Origin of the sequence: Paenibacillus sp. FSL R10-2788 (genome assembly GCF_038003885.1) — a bacterium.
Taxonomy (GTDB): domain Bacteria; phylum Bacillota; class Bacilli; order Paenibacillales; family Paenibacillaceae; genus Paenibacillus_AQ; species Paenibacillus_AQ odorifer.
Window position 1 is genome coordinate 3,037,099 of record NZ_JBBOQA010000001.1, and the last position, 17,003, is coordinate 3,054,101.

The following is a 17,003-nucleotide window of genomic DNA, read 5'->3' on the forward strand; positions in this document are numbered from 1 at the left end:
TACGTTCAAACATTGTTTATCAATAGCAATATGATCGAAGGGGGAATAAATGATGTTCTCAGCATTGCGGGGTCAAACGGCCCTTGTAACTGGTGGCTCTCGCGGCATCGGCCGCAGTATTGCACTTGCTCTCGCGGAACATGGCGTGAAGGTGGCCGTGAACTATGCGGGCAGTGAAGCAGCCGCACAAGAGACCGTAGCTCGGATTGTCGAGCTTGGCTCGGAGGGTATTGCCCTTCGTGGCGATGTCGGCAATAGTGAACAGGCCGAGAACCTTGTCAAAGAGGTTCTGAATACCTGGGGACGTATTGACATTGTTGTCAATAATGCCGGCATTACCAGAGACAACCTGATTATGCGCATGAAAGAAGAAGAGTTCGATCAAGTGATCGAAACGAATCTAAAAGGGGTGTTTAACTGCCTAAAGGCAGCTACACGCCCTATGATGAAGCAACGCTACGGGCGAATTATCAATATTTCTTCCGTAGTAGGTGTAACAGGAAATCCTGGACAAGCTAATTACTCCGCAGCTAAGGCAGGTGTCATCGGTTTAACGAAGGCATCGGCTCGTGAGCTTTCCTCACGGGGGATCACGGTGAACTGTATCGCTCCTGGCTTCATTGATACAGATATGACGCGTGAGCTCTCTGAGGAAGTGCGCAGTGAGCTTGAGAAGGGCATTCCACTTGCTCGTCTGGGGCGCCCTGAAGAGATTGCTATGGCTGTAGTCTTCCTGGCCTCTGAAGGCGCTGCGTATATGACCGGCCAGACACTACACGTGGATGGCGGGATGTATATGTAACTCTCCGTCAAGGAGAAATTACACTGTTTTAATGCTGAAATGTGAGGGATAAAGAAAGCGTTTTTGACGCTCTATGGTATTTTGAACTCATATCTCGTATAATACCAAAAGAGGAGGTGAACCGGATGTCCGATGTATTAGAGCGTGTAAAACGCATTGTCATCGACCGCTTAGGTGCCGATGAAGCTGAGGTAACATTAGAAGCGTCTTTCAAAGATGATTTAGGTGCTGATTCTCTTGATGTAGTAGAATTGGTTATGGAATTGGAAGATGAATTCGATATGGAAATCTCTGATGAAGATGCAGAGACGATTACGACCGTGGGTGAAGTTGTGAAGTACATACAATCTCATACCTAGAGTCATATGATTGAGAGTCCCGTTCCTGCTAGGGCGGGACTTCTCCTCATTTATAGAGCATTAAAGAGGAATCAAAGGTTGCCTTGAGCAACTATATAAGGGATATAACAGAACCGCAGGATGGTTATTGATGCGGTTATCGCTGTTCATATAGTAGCAACAGAAAGTATATAAGTTCTGAATATAATGTATACAACCTATAGATGGGGTGATTGTGTTTGAGTCATAGAGTGGTTGTTACCGGGATGGGCGTAGTTACATCATTGGGCAAAGATTTGGAGACGTTCTGGGATAATCTTATGAGCGGCAAATCCGGTGTATCACAGGTTGAGACCTTTGATGTCAGTGAGTATACTACGCAAATAGCATCCTCTGTTAAAGATTTTGATCCAGAGGCACTTTTTGGTCGTAAGGAAGCCCGCAAAATGGACCGTTTTGTACAATTTGCAGTGGCTGCCGGTGAGGATGCGTTGCGAGATAGCGGACTTAAGATCGGTGAAGATATTGATGCCGAAAGAATAGGTGTATCTGTAGGATCAGGTATTGGTGGTCTTGGAACTTGGGAAGACAATCATAACTTGTTGCTTGAAAAAGGACCGAAGCGGGTTAGTCCGTTCTTCATTCCGATGATGATCGCTAACATGGGTTCTGGACAGTTGTCCATTAACCTTGGAGCAAAGGGTCCTAATACGACGACAGTAACTGCTTGTGCTACAGGAAGTCACTCCATTGGGGAATCCTTCCGCTTGATTCAACGTGGAGACGCAGATGCAATGATCTGCGGTGGTTCCGAAGCGACCATTCGTCCAACAGGTATGGCTGGTTTTTGTGCAATGAGAGCAATGTCCACTCGCAATGATGAGCCTGAGAAGGCAAGTCGTCCGTTTGATGTGGATCGCGATGGTTTTGTTATGGGTGAAGGCGCCGGGATTCTTATTCTGGAATCACTCGAACATGCTGAAAAGCGCGGAGCGAAGATCTATGCTGAGGTTATCGGTTATGGTCTAAGCGCAGATGCTCATCATATGACTGAGCCTGATCCAGATGGTGCAGCTCGCTGCATGAAGATGGCAATCCGGGATGCTGGTATCTCTCCTGAAGATATTGATTATATCAATGCTCATGGTACTTCAACGCCTGTAGGAGATAGATCAGAAACTGCTGCTGTTAAGAAAGCATTGGGTGATCATGCATATAAAGTGGCAATCAGTTCAACGAAATCCATGACAGGTCACCTTCTGGGTGCCGCTGGTGGAGTAGAAGCTATTATTTGTGGCCTTTCCTTGCAAAAAGGGATGATTGCGCCAACGATTAATTTGGACAACCAAGACCCGGAATGTGATCTGGATTATGTACCAAATGTGCCACGTAAAGCTGATCTTGATATTGTAATGTCGAATTCGTTCGGCTTCGGGGGACATAACGCAACAGTTATTCTAAAAAAATATAATTAGTAAGGGGACAGTGCGGTGAAAGGAGAACTGAAGCAGTTACAACAGCAACTTCAAATCCAATTTCACGATTCTGTGCTTCTGAAGCAGGCCTTTACCCATGCATCCTATGTGAATGAACACCGTTTCAATCAGCATCAGGACAATGAGCGTCTCGAATTTCTTGGGGATGCAGTTCTGGAGTTAACGGTTTCTGAATATTTGTACAATCTATTGCCAGACCGACCTGAGGGAGAGTTGACCAAGCTGCGGGCCGCTATTGTATGCGAGCCTTCACTGGTCAAATTTGCGGAGAGTTTAGGTTTTGGCCGTTATGTACTGTTGGGCAAAGGGGAAGAACTTACGGGCGGACGTACTCGCCCGGCCCTGCTGGCTGATGTATTCGAATCCTTCGTGGGAGCGCTTTATCTCGACCAAGGACTGGAAACGGTGCGAAGTTTTCTTGATAATCACGTATTTCCTCTGGTGGAAACGGATGGGAAATTGCAAATGCAGATGACCGATTATAAGACGGAACTGCAAGAGCTAATTCAGCAGCACAATATGGGTACATTGGAATATCGAATTATAGAAGAACGGGGACCCGCACATGAGCGTGAATTCGTCTCAGAGGTGTATATGGCTAACCGTTCACTTGGTAAAGGAAGCGGCCGGTCCAAGAAGGAAGCAGAGCAGCAGGCAGCGGCAGCTGCACTCTTGCATCTGAAAGAGGACGGTGCCTGAGTTTTGCATCAAGGGGACAAGCGGAGGAGAGCAGCAAAGGTCTGAATACCGGCGTTTAGGCGGAGCTCAGACCGTTGCTGCTCTTTTTCGACAATATAAGAACTTATATGTCCACGTTATAAAGTAGCCTTCTATTTCTCGCTTAGACACTTGCCGTCCTTATAGGGAAGTTAAGCGAAAGCGTTTATGCTTGAAGGATAGAATAAGCTGCATCTTAATGGTTTTTTAGGGTACAAACGCTATGGTATAATGGGTCAGAGGTGATTGGCAAGTATGTTTTTGAAACGGATAGAATTAGCTGGTTTTAAATCATTTGCCGACAAAACAGAAATGGAGTTTGTGCGCGGTATAACGGCTGTAGTTGGCCCGAACGGAAGCGGCAAAAGCAATATTTCTGACGGCATACGCTGGGTACTCGGCGAACAGAGTGCTAAATCACTGCGTGGCGGCAAGATGGAGGATATCATTTTTGCTGGAAGTGATGCGCGTAAAGCCGTGAATTATGGCGAAGTATCACTTACGCTTGATAATGAAGATCACACACTTCCGCTGGATTTTAGCGAAGTTACAGTGACTCGGAGAGTTCATCGCAGTGGAGATAGTGAATATTTAATTAATAAGCAATCCTGCCGTCTGAAGGATATCACAGAGCTGTTTATGGATACCGGTATCGGACGTGAAGCCTATTCGATTATCGGGCAGGGTAGGATTGAAGAAATTCTAAGTACTCGTTCCGAAGATCGGCGAGGCATCTTTGAAGAAGCATCAGGTATTGTAAAATATAAATCGCGCAAGAAAGACGCAAGTCGAAAGCTGGATGATACCGAGCAGAACCTGCTTCGTATTCATGATTTGATCAGTGAGCTTGAGGATCAGATTGGGCCACTTAAGGATCAGTCCGAGAAAGCTATCCGCTTTAAGGAACTTCGCGAACAATTAAAACATCAGGAAATTTCAGTATACGTACACCAGATTGAAGGCATTCATACCGCTTGGCAGGAAGGTAACGCAAAGCTTGAAACGTTGAAGGACGAGCAGCTGGAGCTGTCTACCGTTGTTTCGGCTCATGATGCCAAGCTGGAGAGCGGACGCTCTGAACTGCGCACACTCGAAGCACAGATCGAGAAGCAGCAAGAGCAATTGCTGCGTTATAGCGAAGCATTTGAGAAGAGCGAAGGTTACGGTGAAGTGCTGAGGGAACGCAAGCGAAATCTGGAAAGCAATCGTGAGCAGTTAATGCTCACGTTAGGTTCGGTTGGCGAGCGTTCTGCAGATCGTCAGCGTGAAGTCGTGGATCTGGAGCTTAAGCTTGAACAATCGCGGCTTAAGCTTGTGGATCTTCGGAAACAGATCGAAGATGAAGAGACAAGGCTTGAAGGTGTGGCAGACGGGATTAGCCAGAGCCAGGAAGAAAAGCTCAAAAGTGCTCTTTTGGAGTTAATGAACCTTATGGCGAATGCACGTAACGAAATTCGTTACGCGGATCAACAGAAGGAGAATCTGGAACGTCGTATGAGCCGCAGTGAAGAAGAAAGCGGCAAATGGACAGCCCGGCATGAAGAGTTGTCTGCCAACCAGAAAGGGCTGAAGGACAAGATTGCCCAGCTAGGGAAGGAACTTAGCAATCTTCGCGGGGCTTACATCACTGAAAGTGAACAGCTCAGTAAACGTCAGAAGCTGATTGAAGAAACACAGTCCGGTCTTCGGAAGTGGGAACAGAAGCGGGAAGCGCAAGTCTCTCGTCATGAGACCATGAAAGAGATGCAGGATGATTTCGATGGCTTCATGCTTGGGGTTAAAGAAGTGCTCAAGGGCGCCCGGAAAGGACAGCTCAACGGAGTGCATGGTGCGGTTGCAGAGCTGATCTCCGTTCCGGAGAAGCTGGAAATGGCGATTGAGACTGCTCTAGGTGCATCACTTCAGCATGTGGTCATGGATAATGAGACTGTGTCCCGCCAAGCGATATCATTTCTAAAGCAACGTCAGCTGGGACGAGCTACCTTTCTTCCGCTAGATGTTATCCGGCCGCGCCAGATTTCTGGCAGTGACCGTGGTATGGTGGGTGATGCTGACGGATTTGTTGGAATTGGTTCCGAACTCGTTGGTTACGATGATAAATATACTAGCATTATCGGCAGTTTGCTCGGCAATGTGGTTATTGCGGAGAGCTTGGAGCAAGCGAACCGCATTGCCGCTAGATGCCAATATCGTTATCGGGTAGTTACACTGGAAGGCGATGTAGTTAATGCCGGCGGTTCGATGACCGGGGGTAGCCAGCATAAGAAGAACAATAGCTTGCTTAGCCGCAAACGTCAGCTGGATCAATTAAGCAGTGAAATTGAAGAAAGCGAACGTCAAATAGTGAAGCTGAAGCAAGGCATTGCCAGACTTCGTGAGGAGCAGGAGAACGCTAGCGTGAAGCTGGAGGACCTGCGCCGTGATGGTGACGAGAAGAGACTGGAAGAGCAAAGAGTCTCCGGTGATTTGAAGCAGCTCGAGCATGAGCTTCGGCATGTGCAGGAGCAAGTGGAGAGCACAGGTGCGGAACGCAGCGGCTTTGAGAGTGAAGTACGTGCGCTTGAAGAGACGCGGAAACAAGCCACTGCTGAGCTTGAACGCCTTGAAAAGGAAGAAAAGGAAGCCCATGAGGGTATCCGTAACGCTGAATCTGCGCGTAAAGCGAATGAATCAGCTAAGGAAGAGCTGCAAGGCAAGTTGACCAGTATGAAAGTCTCGGAAGGCAAGCTTGATCAGGAGATATTCTCCCTGGAGGAGCAGTTACGTCGCCTTAGACAAGATGTGGGTTCACAGGACAAGGAGCTGCGCCAGAATCGAAATCTGTTACATACGATAGAACAAGATCTGGCTAACAATGCTTTGGAAGCTGTGAAGCAGAAGGAAGATTTGAACAGTTACCGGTTGAAGAAGGAAGAGACGACTGGAACTTTGGATTTTGCCCGGGCTGAGCGTACAGCGTTAACCCGTAAGCTGGAACTTGAGGAAGGCAAGACTAAAGATCAACGTCAGGCCCTTAAAGTAGTCGAGGACAAGCTGCGTGCCACTGAAGTTTCTGTTGGTCGACTCGATGTGGAGCTGGATAATATTCTACGCAAGCTGAGTGATGACTACGAGCTAAGTTATGAATTAGCGAAACAGAGATATCCGGTGCCTGAAGATGTACCTGCCGCACAAGCCGATGTACAACGTTTGAAACGCAGTATTTCTGCGCTAGGTGAGGTTAACTTAGGGGCGATCGAAGAATATCAGCGGGTCCATGAACGGTATACGTTCCTCAGTGGACAAAAAGATGATCTAGTCGAAGCTAAGACTACTCTGTATCAGGTAATCCGTGAGATGGAAGATGAAATGTCCAAGCGTTTCAAACAGACCTTTGATGCGATCCGTAAACAGTTCGGGACCGTGTTCTCAAAGCTGTTCGGAGGCGGGCGAGCTGATCTTATGCTGCTGGATCCGGAACATATGCTGGAAACAGGTATAGATATCGTAGCCCAACCACCGGGTAAAAAATTGCAAAATCTGCAGCTCTTATCCGGCGGCGAACGCGCTCTAACTGCGATGGCGTTATTGTTTGCTATCCTGCAAGTGAAGCCAGTTCCGTTCTGCGTATTGGATGAGGTTGAGGCTGCACTCGACGAAGCAAACGTTGTTCGTTTTGCACAGTACTTACGCGAGTTCTCTGAACAAACTCAGTTCATCGTCGTTACCCACCGCAAAGGAACGATGGAAGAGGCGGACGTGTTATACGGAGTAACGATGGAAGAGGGCGGCGTCTCCAAGCTCGTCTCAGTACGTTTAGAGGATGAAGAAGCTGAGATTGCTTAAATTCATCAAAGAAGAGAAACTTTTAGGAGGAACCAAATGAGCTTTTTTAGAAAATTAAAAGAAAGCATTTCCGGCAAAACGGAGAGTGTAACGAAACAATTCCGCGACGGATTAGAGAAAACCCGTAAAGGTTTTGTAGAGAAGGTCTCCGACCTTATCATCCGCCGCAAAAAGATAGATGAAGAGTTCTACGAAGAGCTGGAAGAGATTTTAATTGGTGCAGACGTGGGTGTAAACACTGTTATGACCCTTGTCGAGGATTTGCGTGCCGAAGTGAAGCAAAATCGGATTGAAGATGCTGCCGAGCTGAAGCCGATTTTGTCCCGTAAGCTTATGGAGCTGCTGCGCGGAGATGATGATAACAGCCTGAAGGAAAATCCGAATGGAATTACAGTTATTTTGTTCGTTGGGGTTAATGGCGTGGGCAAGACGACTACCATCGGCAAGCTGGCTCATCGTTACAAACAAGAAGGTAAAAAAGTTCTTTTGGCTGCAGGGGATACGTTCCGTGCCGGAGCGATTGAGCAGCTTGAGGTTTGGGGCCAACGCGCAGGCGTAGATGTCATTAAACAACAAGCAGGCTCTGACCCGGCGGCTGTAATGTACGATGCGGTGCAAGCGGCTAAACAGCGCAATGTGGATATCTTAATCTGCGATACTGCTGGCAGACTGCAGAATAAAAGCAATCTGATGGAAGAGCTCAACAAAATCTTCCGCGTTATTCAAAGAGAAATCCCAAGTGCTCCACATGAGGTACTGATGGTGCTAGATGCTACGACAGGTCAAAATGCACTTACACAAGCCAAGTTATTTGGTGAAAAGAGTGGCGTCACTGGCTTGGTCTTGACGAAGCTGGACGGTACGGCTAAAGGCGGAATCGTTGTAGCGATTCGTCAGGAAATGAATTTGCCGGTGAAGTTTGTAGGTCTTGGAGAAAAAATGGAAGACCTGCAGCCATTTGATTCGCAGCAGTTCGTACATGCTCTTTTTGCTGGATTAATTGCCGAGGAAGAAGAGTCAGAAGAATCGGAAGAGCAAGTGTAATCAACAGCACAATATAATCATAAAGAAGTCATATTTACAAGGAATGCCCTCGAAGCTATATTTAGTTTAGGAGGGCATTCCTTTTCTTTTTTATAAAGGGTTTGTCCGTCATTTTGTAGCAACTGCTAAGCGACTCTTAGAAAGTATAAATGCATCGCGTAAGGGATCCCTTTAAATAACAGCTTTCCCTCACTAACTAGCCTCCAGAAGCGATATTCTATGAATGAGGTACTGATATACAAATTCCATTGCCCTATAATTGCGCCTACAATCAGACCTGCATTTACGTAGCCTTCTCTTTCCTCACACTGTTGAAGTTGCAGAATTAAAGAAAGAATTTCTTCGTCATAGTAACTCTCGGGAACATTCATAAGCTGGCCATCAACCCAAACTCTAAGCATATCCTCGGTGTTGCTTATTTTTTGCCATTCTAGTTCATACTGTTTTCTTTGAGCGGAGGTGACAGGGGATGTGTTTTCGGTAATTTTTATAATTTTTTGCACAGCTTCGTTTGGGAGCTGACTAAGTGCTCTGGGATATAAGCCGGTTTCAAATGGAGCGGCAATCTCCCTATAAGCCTTGACGGGATCAATAACATGAATAGGTTGCGTCCTCTCATTAAGAATAGAAAGCGCAAATCGTAAACCTGTCTGATCATGGGAGTTGTCTCCGCACCAAATAGTGATTTTTTTGTCCTCGGGAATTTCTTTTAAGGTCTGTATCACGGCTTCCAGTTTGTGCTGGGGATTGAGATGATAACCATGATCCGGAAATCGTTCCTGAAACCATAACTCACGGGTATGATATCCTTCATTATTATGTAATTCACGCAACGGTCCAGCAGAGAATGTCTCATTAAATGAAAGTACTCGTATTAAATGGCGATAACCCAAATGACTAAGGGCTACCTTCATTGACCCCGCTTCCGATAGACCAAATAACAGATAAATGTGATTCCGCCTAAGCTCTTCCTGCTCAATTGACATAGTATATTTGTGCTCCATAGGTCACTCTCCCATCGCAACAAATTATACCATACTCAATGAATCCACATCCTCAGGCAACTATATAAAAAATACATTATATGAAAAATTCATAATAGTAATGCTTGTCACACTTCCTGCATACAATTCAATGATGAATGTACATTTCATCTCCGGCAACCTATATAAGAGAGAAAGGAAGCGATTCCAAAAAATACAAATACCTCTGGAATCACATTTCTCTGTTATATATGTTGACATGAACAAGTAGATTTACGTATTATGAGAATATAAACCAATATTTTCATGGATGTTTTCTGAAATGAAAGTATAAGTTGTTAACAAAGATTACATCTATCGAAAGGAGTCGGGCTCATGTCCAAATTAGATCCTCTGCCAGGTCTGTCTCCGTATCCATTACAGCATTTTTTCGATGAAATGTATGCTGATAAGAGGAATGTCCGGCCGCACTACAGACATGTGAACCGCATGTTTTCCGGAATGAGCTCCGAAGAGCTGCAAGGGAAGCAAAATTTAATGCAGCGTAGGATGATGGAAGAAGGAATTACCTTTACGCTTTACAATCCAGCTCAAGATCATCCTATGGAGCGAACGATCCCCTTCGATATGATTCCACGTATAATCCCTAAGAATGAGTGGGAGAGGCTAGAAGCTGGAATAATTCAGCGTATCACAGCTTTGAATTTGTTCATTCATGACATCTACCATGAGCAATACATTGTTAAAGATGGCATCGTCCCTAGGCGTATGATTATTTCCAACTGTTACTTCCGGCCAGAAATGTCAGGTCTGCGAGTGCCCGGTGGAGCTTACATCACCACCTCAGGAATCGATCTGATCCGCCATCACGATGGGCATTATTATGTACTTGAAGACAACCTGCGAACACCCTCCGGCTTTTCCTATCTTTTTAAAGGCAGAACACTTATGAATCAATTGTTTCCTGAATTGTCCTTTGCCAGCTCCATCCGAGATGTAGATCATAGCTTAAATCGCTTCTTATCCGTGCTTCGTAGTCTATCTCCATCAAGGAGGTCAGATCCGGTTATAGCACTCCTAACGCCTGGAGAATACAATTCTGCATATTATGAACATGCTTTTTTGGCACAGCAGATGGGTATACATTTGGTCGAAGGACGAGATTTGGTAACAAAGGATCACAAAATATATCTGAAAGAAATGAACGGACTACGTCGAGTGGATGTGCTGTATCGTCGGTTGGACGATGATTACATTGACCCGCTAGCCTTTCAACCTGATTCTTTACTGGGTGTAGCAGGACTTATGAATGCTTATAGGGCAGGCAACATAGCGATTGCTAATGCTCCGGGAACCGGCGTTGCAGATGATAAAGCGATGTATGTCTATGTACCGGATATGATTCGTTATTATCTGAATGAAGAGCCGATCCTTGGCAATGTGCCGACGTATTTGTTGTCCAGACCCGATGAACGCCTGTATGTTCTTGAGAACCTATCCGAAATGGTTGTTAAGGAAACCTCATTATCCGGTGGATATGGGATGTTGATCGGAAGCGAGGCAACCAAAGAAGAATTAGCCGAGTTCCGAATGAAAATTATTGCTGATCCAGATCGTTATGTGGCACAGCCAATTATGTCCTTGTCTAGAGCACCTGTATTGTCGGGAGGCACTATGGCACCCCGGCATATCGACCTTAGGGCTTTTGTATTAATGGGTGCAGACCGGAAGCCGCATGTCATACCTGGCGGATTAACACGAGTGGCTATGAAAGAAGGTTCACTAGTTGTGAATTCCTCGCAAGGTGGTGGCGTAAAGGATACTTGGGTTATGGCTTGATCTATTATCTTGTAAGCCTGATTGTGAATCAAAAATATGCAGCATCAATTTGGAGGATAAAGGAGTGGCTAAAGATGCTGAATCGAAATGCGGAGGCTTTATTCTGGATCGGCCGATATATTGAAAGGGCAGAGAATCATGCGCGGCTAATCAATGTACATTATCATATCCAGCAGGAAGAGGATTTTCAGGAAGAAGGACATAAATGGTCGAGGCTTATCGATGCATTAGGGGTTCGAAGTGAATATTTACAGCAGTTCGAAACCTTTTCTGAACAGGACGTGTTATCCTTTATTACACTTGATTTAGGCAATTCGAATTCATTATTCTCTTGCGTACATCATGCCAGAAATAATCTTCGCACACTGCGCCAGCATCTTCCAAGTGAGCTATGGGATGTCGTCAACAGCTTTAATCTATGGCTTGGTGAGCGGTCAGTTGCTGATATTATGAGTGGTCCACATCATTTCTACCAGCAGGTGAAGGAACGTGCAGCTATGTTTCTAGGAGCAGAACAATCCGTAATGCTTAGAGGGAATGAATGGCACTTTATAGAGAGCGGCCGTTTTTTGGAACGGGCCGAGAATACGACGCGTATTTTGCAGGCAGTTATAGCCTCTTGCCGTTTCAAAGAGCTTAATGCAATCTATATTCAGTTACAGGCTGTGCTGAAATCCGTAAGTGGGTATCAGGCGTTTCGCCGTTATTATGCAGATGCCATGTCACCGGAGAGCATTTTAGATTTTTTGATCGCGAATCCCAAATTTCCACGTTCGATCCGCTTTTCTTTTCACCAGCTGGAAGAACATTTAGCTAGACTTGAACTGGATTCCTCAGAAAAAGGCTCAGGTCATGAGAAGGTCATCCGTCAAGCAGGAAAGCTGAAGGCAGAGCTGGATTATATGGAAAAAGAAGAAATGTCCGGTGAGCTGGTGGAAGATGTACTGCAATCACTCGTAATATCTTGCCAGAGACTGGGCAAAACGATGGAGGGCGCCTTTTTTCGGCGAGAAGGAGTATCTGTATGAAGATTCAAATCAATCACACCACCACATACAGTTATCCAGAGCCGGTTACGGACAGTGTCAATGAAATCAGACTCACCCCTCGCACCAACTATCGGCAATCCTGTTATCACCACGAGGTTGAAGTATATCCGGCAGCTAATCTATTAACGTATGAGGATTTCTTTGGTAATCGGGTGCATGCCTATTCAGTTAATAAGCCACATACGGAAATGGTAATCCATACGAAAGCTACTGTAGTAACACTGGATAAATCTCAAGGTACCGATCTTCCGCGAACCAGCCTTGAAGAGCAAGTTAAACTGCTAAATGATGAGAAGTTTCAGAACCGGTACATTGAGTTTATTTTGCCGACCCGTTATACCGAGGTGACTCCTGAATTGGTAGAGTTCGCCTCACAGTACCCTTTTAGTGAAGCTGAAGATATGTATCAATGGATTCTGAGGTTATCTTCGACGATTTATGAACAGTTCACCTATGATCCTGAGGCAACAAGCGTAAATACAACGGTAAAAAAAGCCCTGAAGCTCAAGCGGGGTGTCTGTCAGGATTATGCTCATCTTATGATCGCTGTCTGCCGCAGTGTGGGTCTGCCTTCCAGATATGTTAGTGGATATCATTTTGTCGGTGATCTACAGAGCAGCAATGCCAATTTCGAGCAGGCTTCACATGCTTGGGTGGAGACCCATATTCCGGGTACGGGCTGGCTTGGTTTTGATCCGACGAATAATGTTGAAGTGAACTGGCGTTATATCAAGCTGGGTCATGGACGGGATTATAAAGATATAGTACCTGTAAAAGGGGTATATCGCGGCGGAGCAGGCACACTGACTGTAAAAGTGGACGTACGCAAGCTGGACAATTGAATTGAAATAATCGAAACATCGAACATCGAACATCGAAACAATCAAAAAAATCAAAATATTCGAAACAAACTCTCCGCTCATCTTATTGAATGGGGAGATTTTTTTGTGCGGCGTGCTTAAATTATGAAGATTTATGAACGAGATGATTCCATTACAGGTTTATTTGGGTAATCTTGATCCATAGTACTTATCTTACAGACATTAGAGGAGAGATTACATATGAGCCCAAACATATCTAAGAAACAAAGATTTATTGGAAAAACAGCGATTATAACCGGAGCGGGCTCGGGAATTGGCCGTGCTACCGCTATTAAGCTGGCGCGGGAAGGTGCAAATGTAGCATTGTTTGATTTAAATCTTGAAAGAACCTCTTCCTTGGCAGAAAAGCTTAATAAGCTTCGAAAAGATTGCGCGCTGGCCATAGAGGTAGATACTTCCGATGAGAAAAAGATAGAGGAAGCCGTACGTTGTACGGTGGAACAATTCGGAGGCGTGGATGTAGTATTCGCTAACGCGGGAATTAATGGCGCTGTAGGTCCGATAGAAGAACTGAGCTTGAGCGACTGGGAGCGTACGATGTCGGTGAATTTGACGGGGACTTTTTTGACCCTGAAATATACCATTCCTCATCTGAAAGATAAAGGGAAGGGCAGTATTATTATTACTAGTTCCATTAATGGGAACACTAGATTTGCCAGCTTTGGGTGGTCTACTTATAGCACTACCAAAGCTGGACAGGTGGCTTTTGCCAAAATGGCAGCTCTCGAGCTTGCTAAGTTTAAGATTCGTGTAAATGTGATCTGCCCTGGGGCTATTGCTACGAATATAGATGAAACCACTGAAATGAGCGAAGATGTTGAAGCGATCGTCATTCCGATTGAATTCCCTGATGGAGCGCAACCCTTGGCGGATGGACCGGGCAAGCCGGATAATGTCGCTGATCTCGTTGCTTTTCTGGCTTCGGATGAATCTATCCATATTACAGGTGCGCAAATCGTGATTGACGGCGCGGAGTCCTTGTTATCCTAATTTCGAGATGGCTTCCCGGTAATGCTCGTACAATTTGTTCCATTCGTCTTTCCGTGACTCCAGCGTCGTGCCTTCCAAAAGATGCTGGATCACTTCTAGACAAACATGCCAGCCAGCGAGATCTCGTGGTGTATGCGAGGTGAGCGTCTGTAGTGTTTCATTCAAGATGAGTAAACAGCCTTCTGAATTAGGGTATAACTCAAAACGAACAAGATCCTCAGCCCATGTAAACTCAAAAGTAGATTGATGCTGTAGCTCAGTAATTTTCATATCCACAAACGTTCCGTTTTGCATATCAAACTTTATAAGTCCGCCTTCACGCAGGTCCTCGATTTTTAATTCAGAGAACCATAAGGCAAGCTTCTCATTTTCGGTCAAATAGGACCAAATCTCAGTTGCGGAATGCTTTAACTGGCGTTCGAAACGAGCGACATAATGTTGATCTTCTTTTTGGATGTTAGCTAACATGAATATTCTCCTTTGGACTACTGTGGTAGTCCTTTTTTTATTGAGTTGAGTCTTGTTAGAAAGAGTATAGCAATCGCCTGTGTTAATTGCACGATGCGGCTGTGAGTTAGAAGACTATCTTATAGGGAATAGAGGGCAATAAAATAGCGGGAGAGATAAGGTCACAAGCAAGTCCACGAGCTCGATTTGCGTACGGCGCGGAGTTAGTGTTGGCGGAGATAAGGGAGTGATGAGGGTGAAAAGTGAGTGAAGACTGGGGTAAGTGTGTGTTGAAGGGCGGAAGTAAACAGTAGCATTTTCGGTGGCGAGGATGCATCGGCGTTGCGGACCGTATTGCAGCTATTTGGTGTTTTTCGTGTGTTTATTAGCAGTATCGGACTGTATAGCTCTTATCGCCGCGACTTTGAACAAAAGTAGGGTGTGTTAGAGCGAATAGCTGCATCTGAGTCCGAAAGTAGAGCAAAAAGGCATGAATTTGCGAAATAAGGGCTACTGGGTCCGAACGCTGCGACGAGGATGTAACGAAGGCGTAAAGGATGTAGTATACGAGCAAGAGCTGCTGAGTCCGATCGATTTGTAGAGGAGAGTTTGCGCTGACGTTGCGGACTGTATTGCAGCTATTTGGTGTTTTTCGTGTGTTTATTAGCAGTATCGGACTGTATAGCTCTTATCGTCGCAACTTTGAACAAAAGTAAGGTGTGTTAGAGCGAATAGTTGCATCTGAGTCCGAAAGTAGAGCAAAAAGGCATGAATTTGCGAAATAAGGTCATCTGAGTCCGAACGTTTCACGGGGCGAGTGTGTGCTAATGAATGGGACTGTATTGCAGCTATTTGGTGTATTTCGTGTGTTTATTAGCAGTATCGGACTGCATAGCTCTTATCGTTGCGATTTTGAACAAAAGTAAGGTGTGTTTTGAGCGAATAGCTGCATCTGAGTCCGAAAGCAGAGCAAAAAGGCATGAATTTGCGAAATAAGGGCTTCTGGGTCCGAACGATCAATGGAGACGAAGATGTAATGAATGTATAATAAAGGATGTAGTATACGAGCAAGAGCTCCAGGGTCCGAACGTTTTACGGTGGCGAGTGTGCGCTAATGTATCGGACTGTATTGCAGCTATTTGGTGTTTTTCGTGTGTTTATTAGCAGTATCGGACTGCATAGCTCTTATCGCTGTGATTTTGATTAAAAGTAGGGCACATATGAGCGAATAGCTGCAACTAGGTCCGATAGTACAGCGAAATGGACTGAATTTGTGAAATAAGGTCATCTGAGTCCGAACGTTTCCCTGAGGCGAGTGTGCTCTAACGTTACGGTTATGGACTTAGAATATACTTAGCATACGATAGTTACAGAGTCCGAGCTGCTCAACTGTGCGACGAGGGGCAAGGAGCATTTGAGTAAATAGCTCGCCACACCTATAGTTAACGTATAGGTAAATCTGAGAAAGCATTCCGGCACCTTGATGCAAATCCTAATTCTTTTATGCTAAAATTAACGCAATTCCGTAAAATATACTTTTGATTAGGCAGGGTTGATAATAGTGTGGCATTGGTGAAGGAGGCTGCGTATATGGGGATGATGTCTTGGTTAGCTGAGCAGCGGATTCAGGAGTCTATGCGTAACGGGGAATTTCGAGATTTACCTGGGCATGGCAAGCCGCTGGAGCTTGAGGATTTATCAGGTGTGCCAGAAGAATTACGGATGTCTTTTAATATCATGAAGAACTCCGGACTTGTTCCTGAGGAAATCTCTCTGCGAGCTGAATGTGTTACGTTGGAAGGATTGCTAGCGGCGTGTCATAATAGCGGAGGTGCAGAAACCAGTGAGGGCAAGGCTCTGCGGTCAAAACTGTCTATGAAAAGACTGCGTCTACAGGAGTTATTACGTGAACGCGGCTTGGATAGTAACCCTGCTTTTATGCAATACAGTGCTCAAATACACGGACAGATGATAAAGGAAGAGGATTAATGCTGGTTAGGTTACTGCCTAAATACCTACGGTCATTTGGACATCAGAATAAATAGTGTAAAATAAAAAGGCATCTCTTGGTCGTTTTAGACAGAAGAGCTGCCTTTTTGCTTGTTGTGTGTAACTAATCATGTATGCTCATCTAATTTGTTTGAAATAAACCCATTCCGGGTCGCCATCATCTAAATTCTCAATGACTCCGCTTTTAACAAACCCTTGAGAAAGACATAGTTGCTGCATGATCGTATTGGATTCATTGGTAGAGGTGAAAAGCTTGGGGGTTGGGCATTGTTCCTCGATGTAGCTAAGGAGTGTTTTGGCTATGCCTAGGCGTCTGAACTCAGGATCCACAATGACCAGCTGAATAAAACAACATTCGAAAAAGGTGGTATCGTAGCAAGCAAATCCTACAAGCGTTCCATTATGCGATGCTACGTAACACTGCTCATGATTGATATATTTTTCAATCTTCGATTTGCGGCTTTCATTGCCAATGATCTTGCTGTCTACTTTGGTTAGCATGGGTAGATCTGAAATTGTAGCTTTTGTTACGAATATCATAGTAAGTCTCCTTATTAATATTATAGAGGGTATGAATGGTAA

The 17,003-nt window shown here is 45.1% G+C and carries 14 protein-coding genes; 11 read left to right on the forward strand and 3 right to left on the reverse strand.

The genetic code is table 11. The annotated features are described in order from the left end of the window. The first annotated feature begins 52 nt into the window (after positions 1 to 52). The 6 genes from fabG (at position 53) to ftsY (ending at position 8,222) form a co-directional block, all read left to right on the forward strand. On the forward strand, positions 53 to 802 hold the full coding sequence (gene fabG / locus NSQ50_RS13435; protein WP_036686492.1) for a 3-oxoacyl-[acyl-carrier-protein] reductase: 750 nt from the start codon (positions 53 to 55) through the stop codon (positions 800 to 802). A gap of 125 nt (positions 803 to 927) precedes the next feature. Next, on the forward strand, positions 928 to 1,161 hold the full coding sequence (locus NSQ50_RS13440; protein ID WP_036686493.1) for an acyl carrier protein: 234 nt from the start codon (positions 928 to 930) through the stop codon (positions 1,159 to 1,161). 218 nt (positions 1,162 to 1,379) lie between these two features. Then, the gene (gene fabF, locus NSQ50_RS13445; RefSeq protein WP_076101782.1) at positions 1,380 to 2,615 is read left to right on the forward strand and encodes a beta-ketoacyl-ACP synthase II; all 1,236 of its coding nucleotides are present in this window, start codon (positions 1,380 to 1,382) and stop codon (positions 2,613 to 2,615) included. Between the two features lie 15 nt (positions 2,616 to 2,630). After that, positions 2,631 to 3,335: a ribonuclease III gene (rnc, locus tag NSQ50_RS13450; RefSeq protein WP_038570606.1), complete on the forward strand. Its 705-nt coding sequence runs from the start codon at positions 2,631 to 2,633 to the stop codon at positions 3,333 to 3,335. Between the two features lie 273 nt (positions 3,336 to 3,608). Continuing rightward, positions 3,609 to 7,178, forward strand: a complete 3,570-nt coding sequence (gene smc / locus NSQ50_RS13455) for a chromosome segregation protein SMC (protein ID WP_036686496.1) — start codon at positions 3,609 to 3,611, stop codon at positions 7,176 to 7,178. Positions 7,179 to 7,214: 36 nt separating this feature from the next. Further along, positions 7,215 to 8,222 (forward strand): signal recognition particle-docking protein FtsY, encoded by a 1,008-nt coding sequence (ftsY, locus tag NSQ50_RS13460; protein ID WP_036686498.1) that lies wholly within the window; start codon positions 7,215 to 7,217, stop codon positions 8,220 to 8,222. A gap of 125 nt (positions 8,223 to 8,347) precedes the next feature. Here ftsY and NSQ50_RS13465 read toward each other — a convergent pair whose 3' ends face one another. Further along, entirely contained in the window at positions 8,348 to 9,226 is an 879-nt protein-coding gene (locus tag NSQ50_RS13465; RefSeq protein WP_076141473.1) for a DUF1835 domain-containing protein, read from the reverse strand. 354 nt (positions 9,227 to 9,580) lie between these two features. Between NSQ50_RS13465 and NSQ50_RS13470 the strand changes: the two genes are divergently transcribed. From NSQ50_RS13470 to NSQ50_RS13485, 4 genes are all read left to right on the forward strand, one after another. Then, entirely contained in the window at positions 9,581 to 11,044 is a 1,464-nt protein-coding gene (locus NSQ50_RS13470; RefSeq protein WP_036686502.1) for a circularly permuted type 2 ATP-grasp protein, read from the forward strand. A 74-nt stretch (positions 11,045 to 11,118) separates the two neighbouring features. After that, positions 11,119 to 12,072, forward strand: a complete 954-nt coding sequence (locus tag NSQ50_RS13475) for an alpha-E domain-containing protein (protein WP_036686637.1) — start codon at positions 11,119 to 11,121, stop codon at positions 12,070 to 12,072. Beyond that, positions 12,069 to 12,935 carry a transglutaminase family protein gene (locus NSQ50_RS13480; protein ID WP_036686503.1) on the forward strand — a complete coding sequence of 289 codons (867 nt, stop codon included), beginning with the start codon at positions 12,069 to 12,071 and terminating at the stop codon, positions 12,933 to 12,935. Before NSQ50_RS13475 ends, NSQ50_RS13480 begins: the two co-directional genes overlap by 4 nt. A gap of 219 nt (positions 12,936 to 13,154) precedes the next feature. Next, positions 13,155 to 13,964: an SDR family oxidoreductase gene (locus NSQ50_RS13485; protein WP_076224165.1), complete on the forward strand. Its 810-nt coding sequence runs from the start codon at positions 13,155 to 13,157 to the stop codon at positions 13,962 to 13,964. Here NSQ50_RS13485 and NSQ50_RS13490 read toward each other — a convergent pair. Beyond that, positions 13,956 to 14,432, reverse strand: a complete 477-nt coding sequence (locus tag NSQ50_RS13490; protein ID WP_036686508.1) for an SRPBCC family protein — start codon at positions 14,430 to 14,432, stop codon at positions 13,956 to 13,958. The two genes, NSQ50_RS13485 and NSQ50_RS13490, sit on opposite strands and share 9 nt — an antisense overlap. Positions 14,433 to 16,001: 1,569 nt before the next feature. Between NSQ50_RS13490 and NSQ50_RS13495 the strand changes: the two genes are divergently transcribed. Then, positions 16,002 to 16,400: a DnaJ family domain-containing protein gene (locus NSQ50_RS13495; RefSeq protein ID WP_036686648.1), complete on the forward strand. Its 399-nt coding sequence runs from the start codon at positions 16,002 to 16,004 to the stop codon at positions 16,398 to 16,400. A gap of 138 nt (positions 16,401 to 16,538) precedes the next feature. Here the strand turns inward: NSQ50_RS13495 and NSQ50_RS13500 are convergent, their stop codons facing one another. Continuing rightward, a complete protein-coding gene (locus tag NSQ50_RS13500) occupies positions 16,539 to 16,961 on the reverse strand; it encodes a GNAT family N-acetyltransferase (protein WP_036686651.1) in 423 nt (140 codons plus the stop codon). Between the last annotated feature and the right edge of the window lie 42 nt (positions 16,962 to 17,003).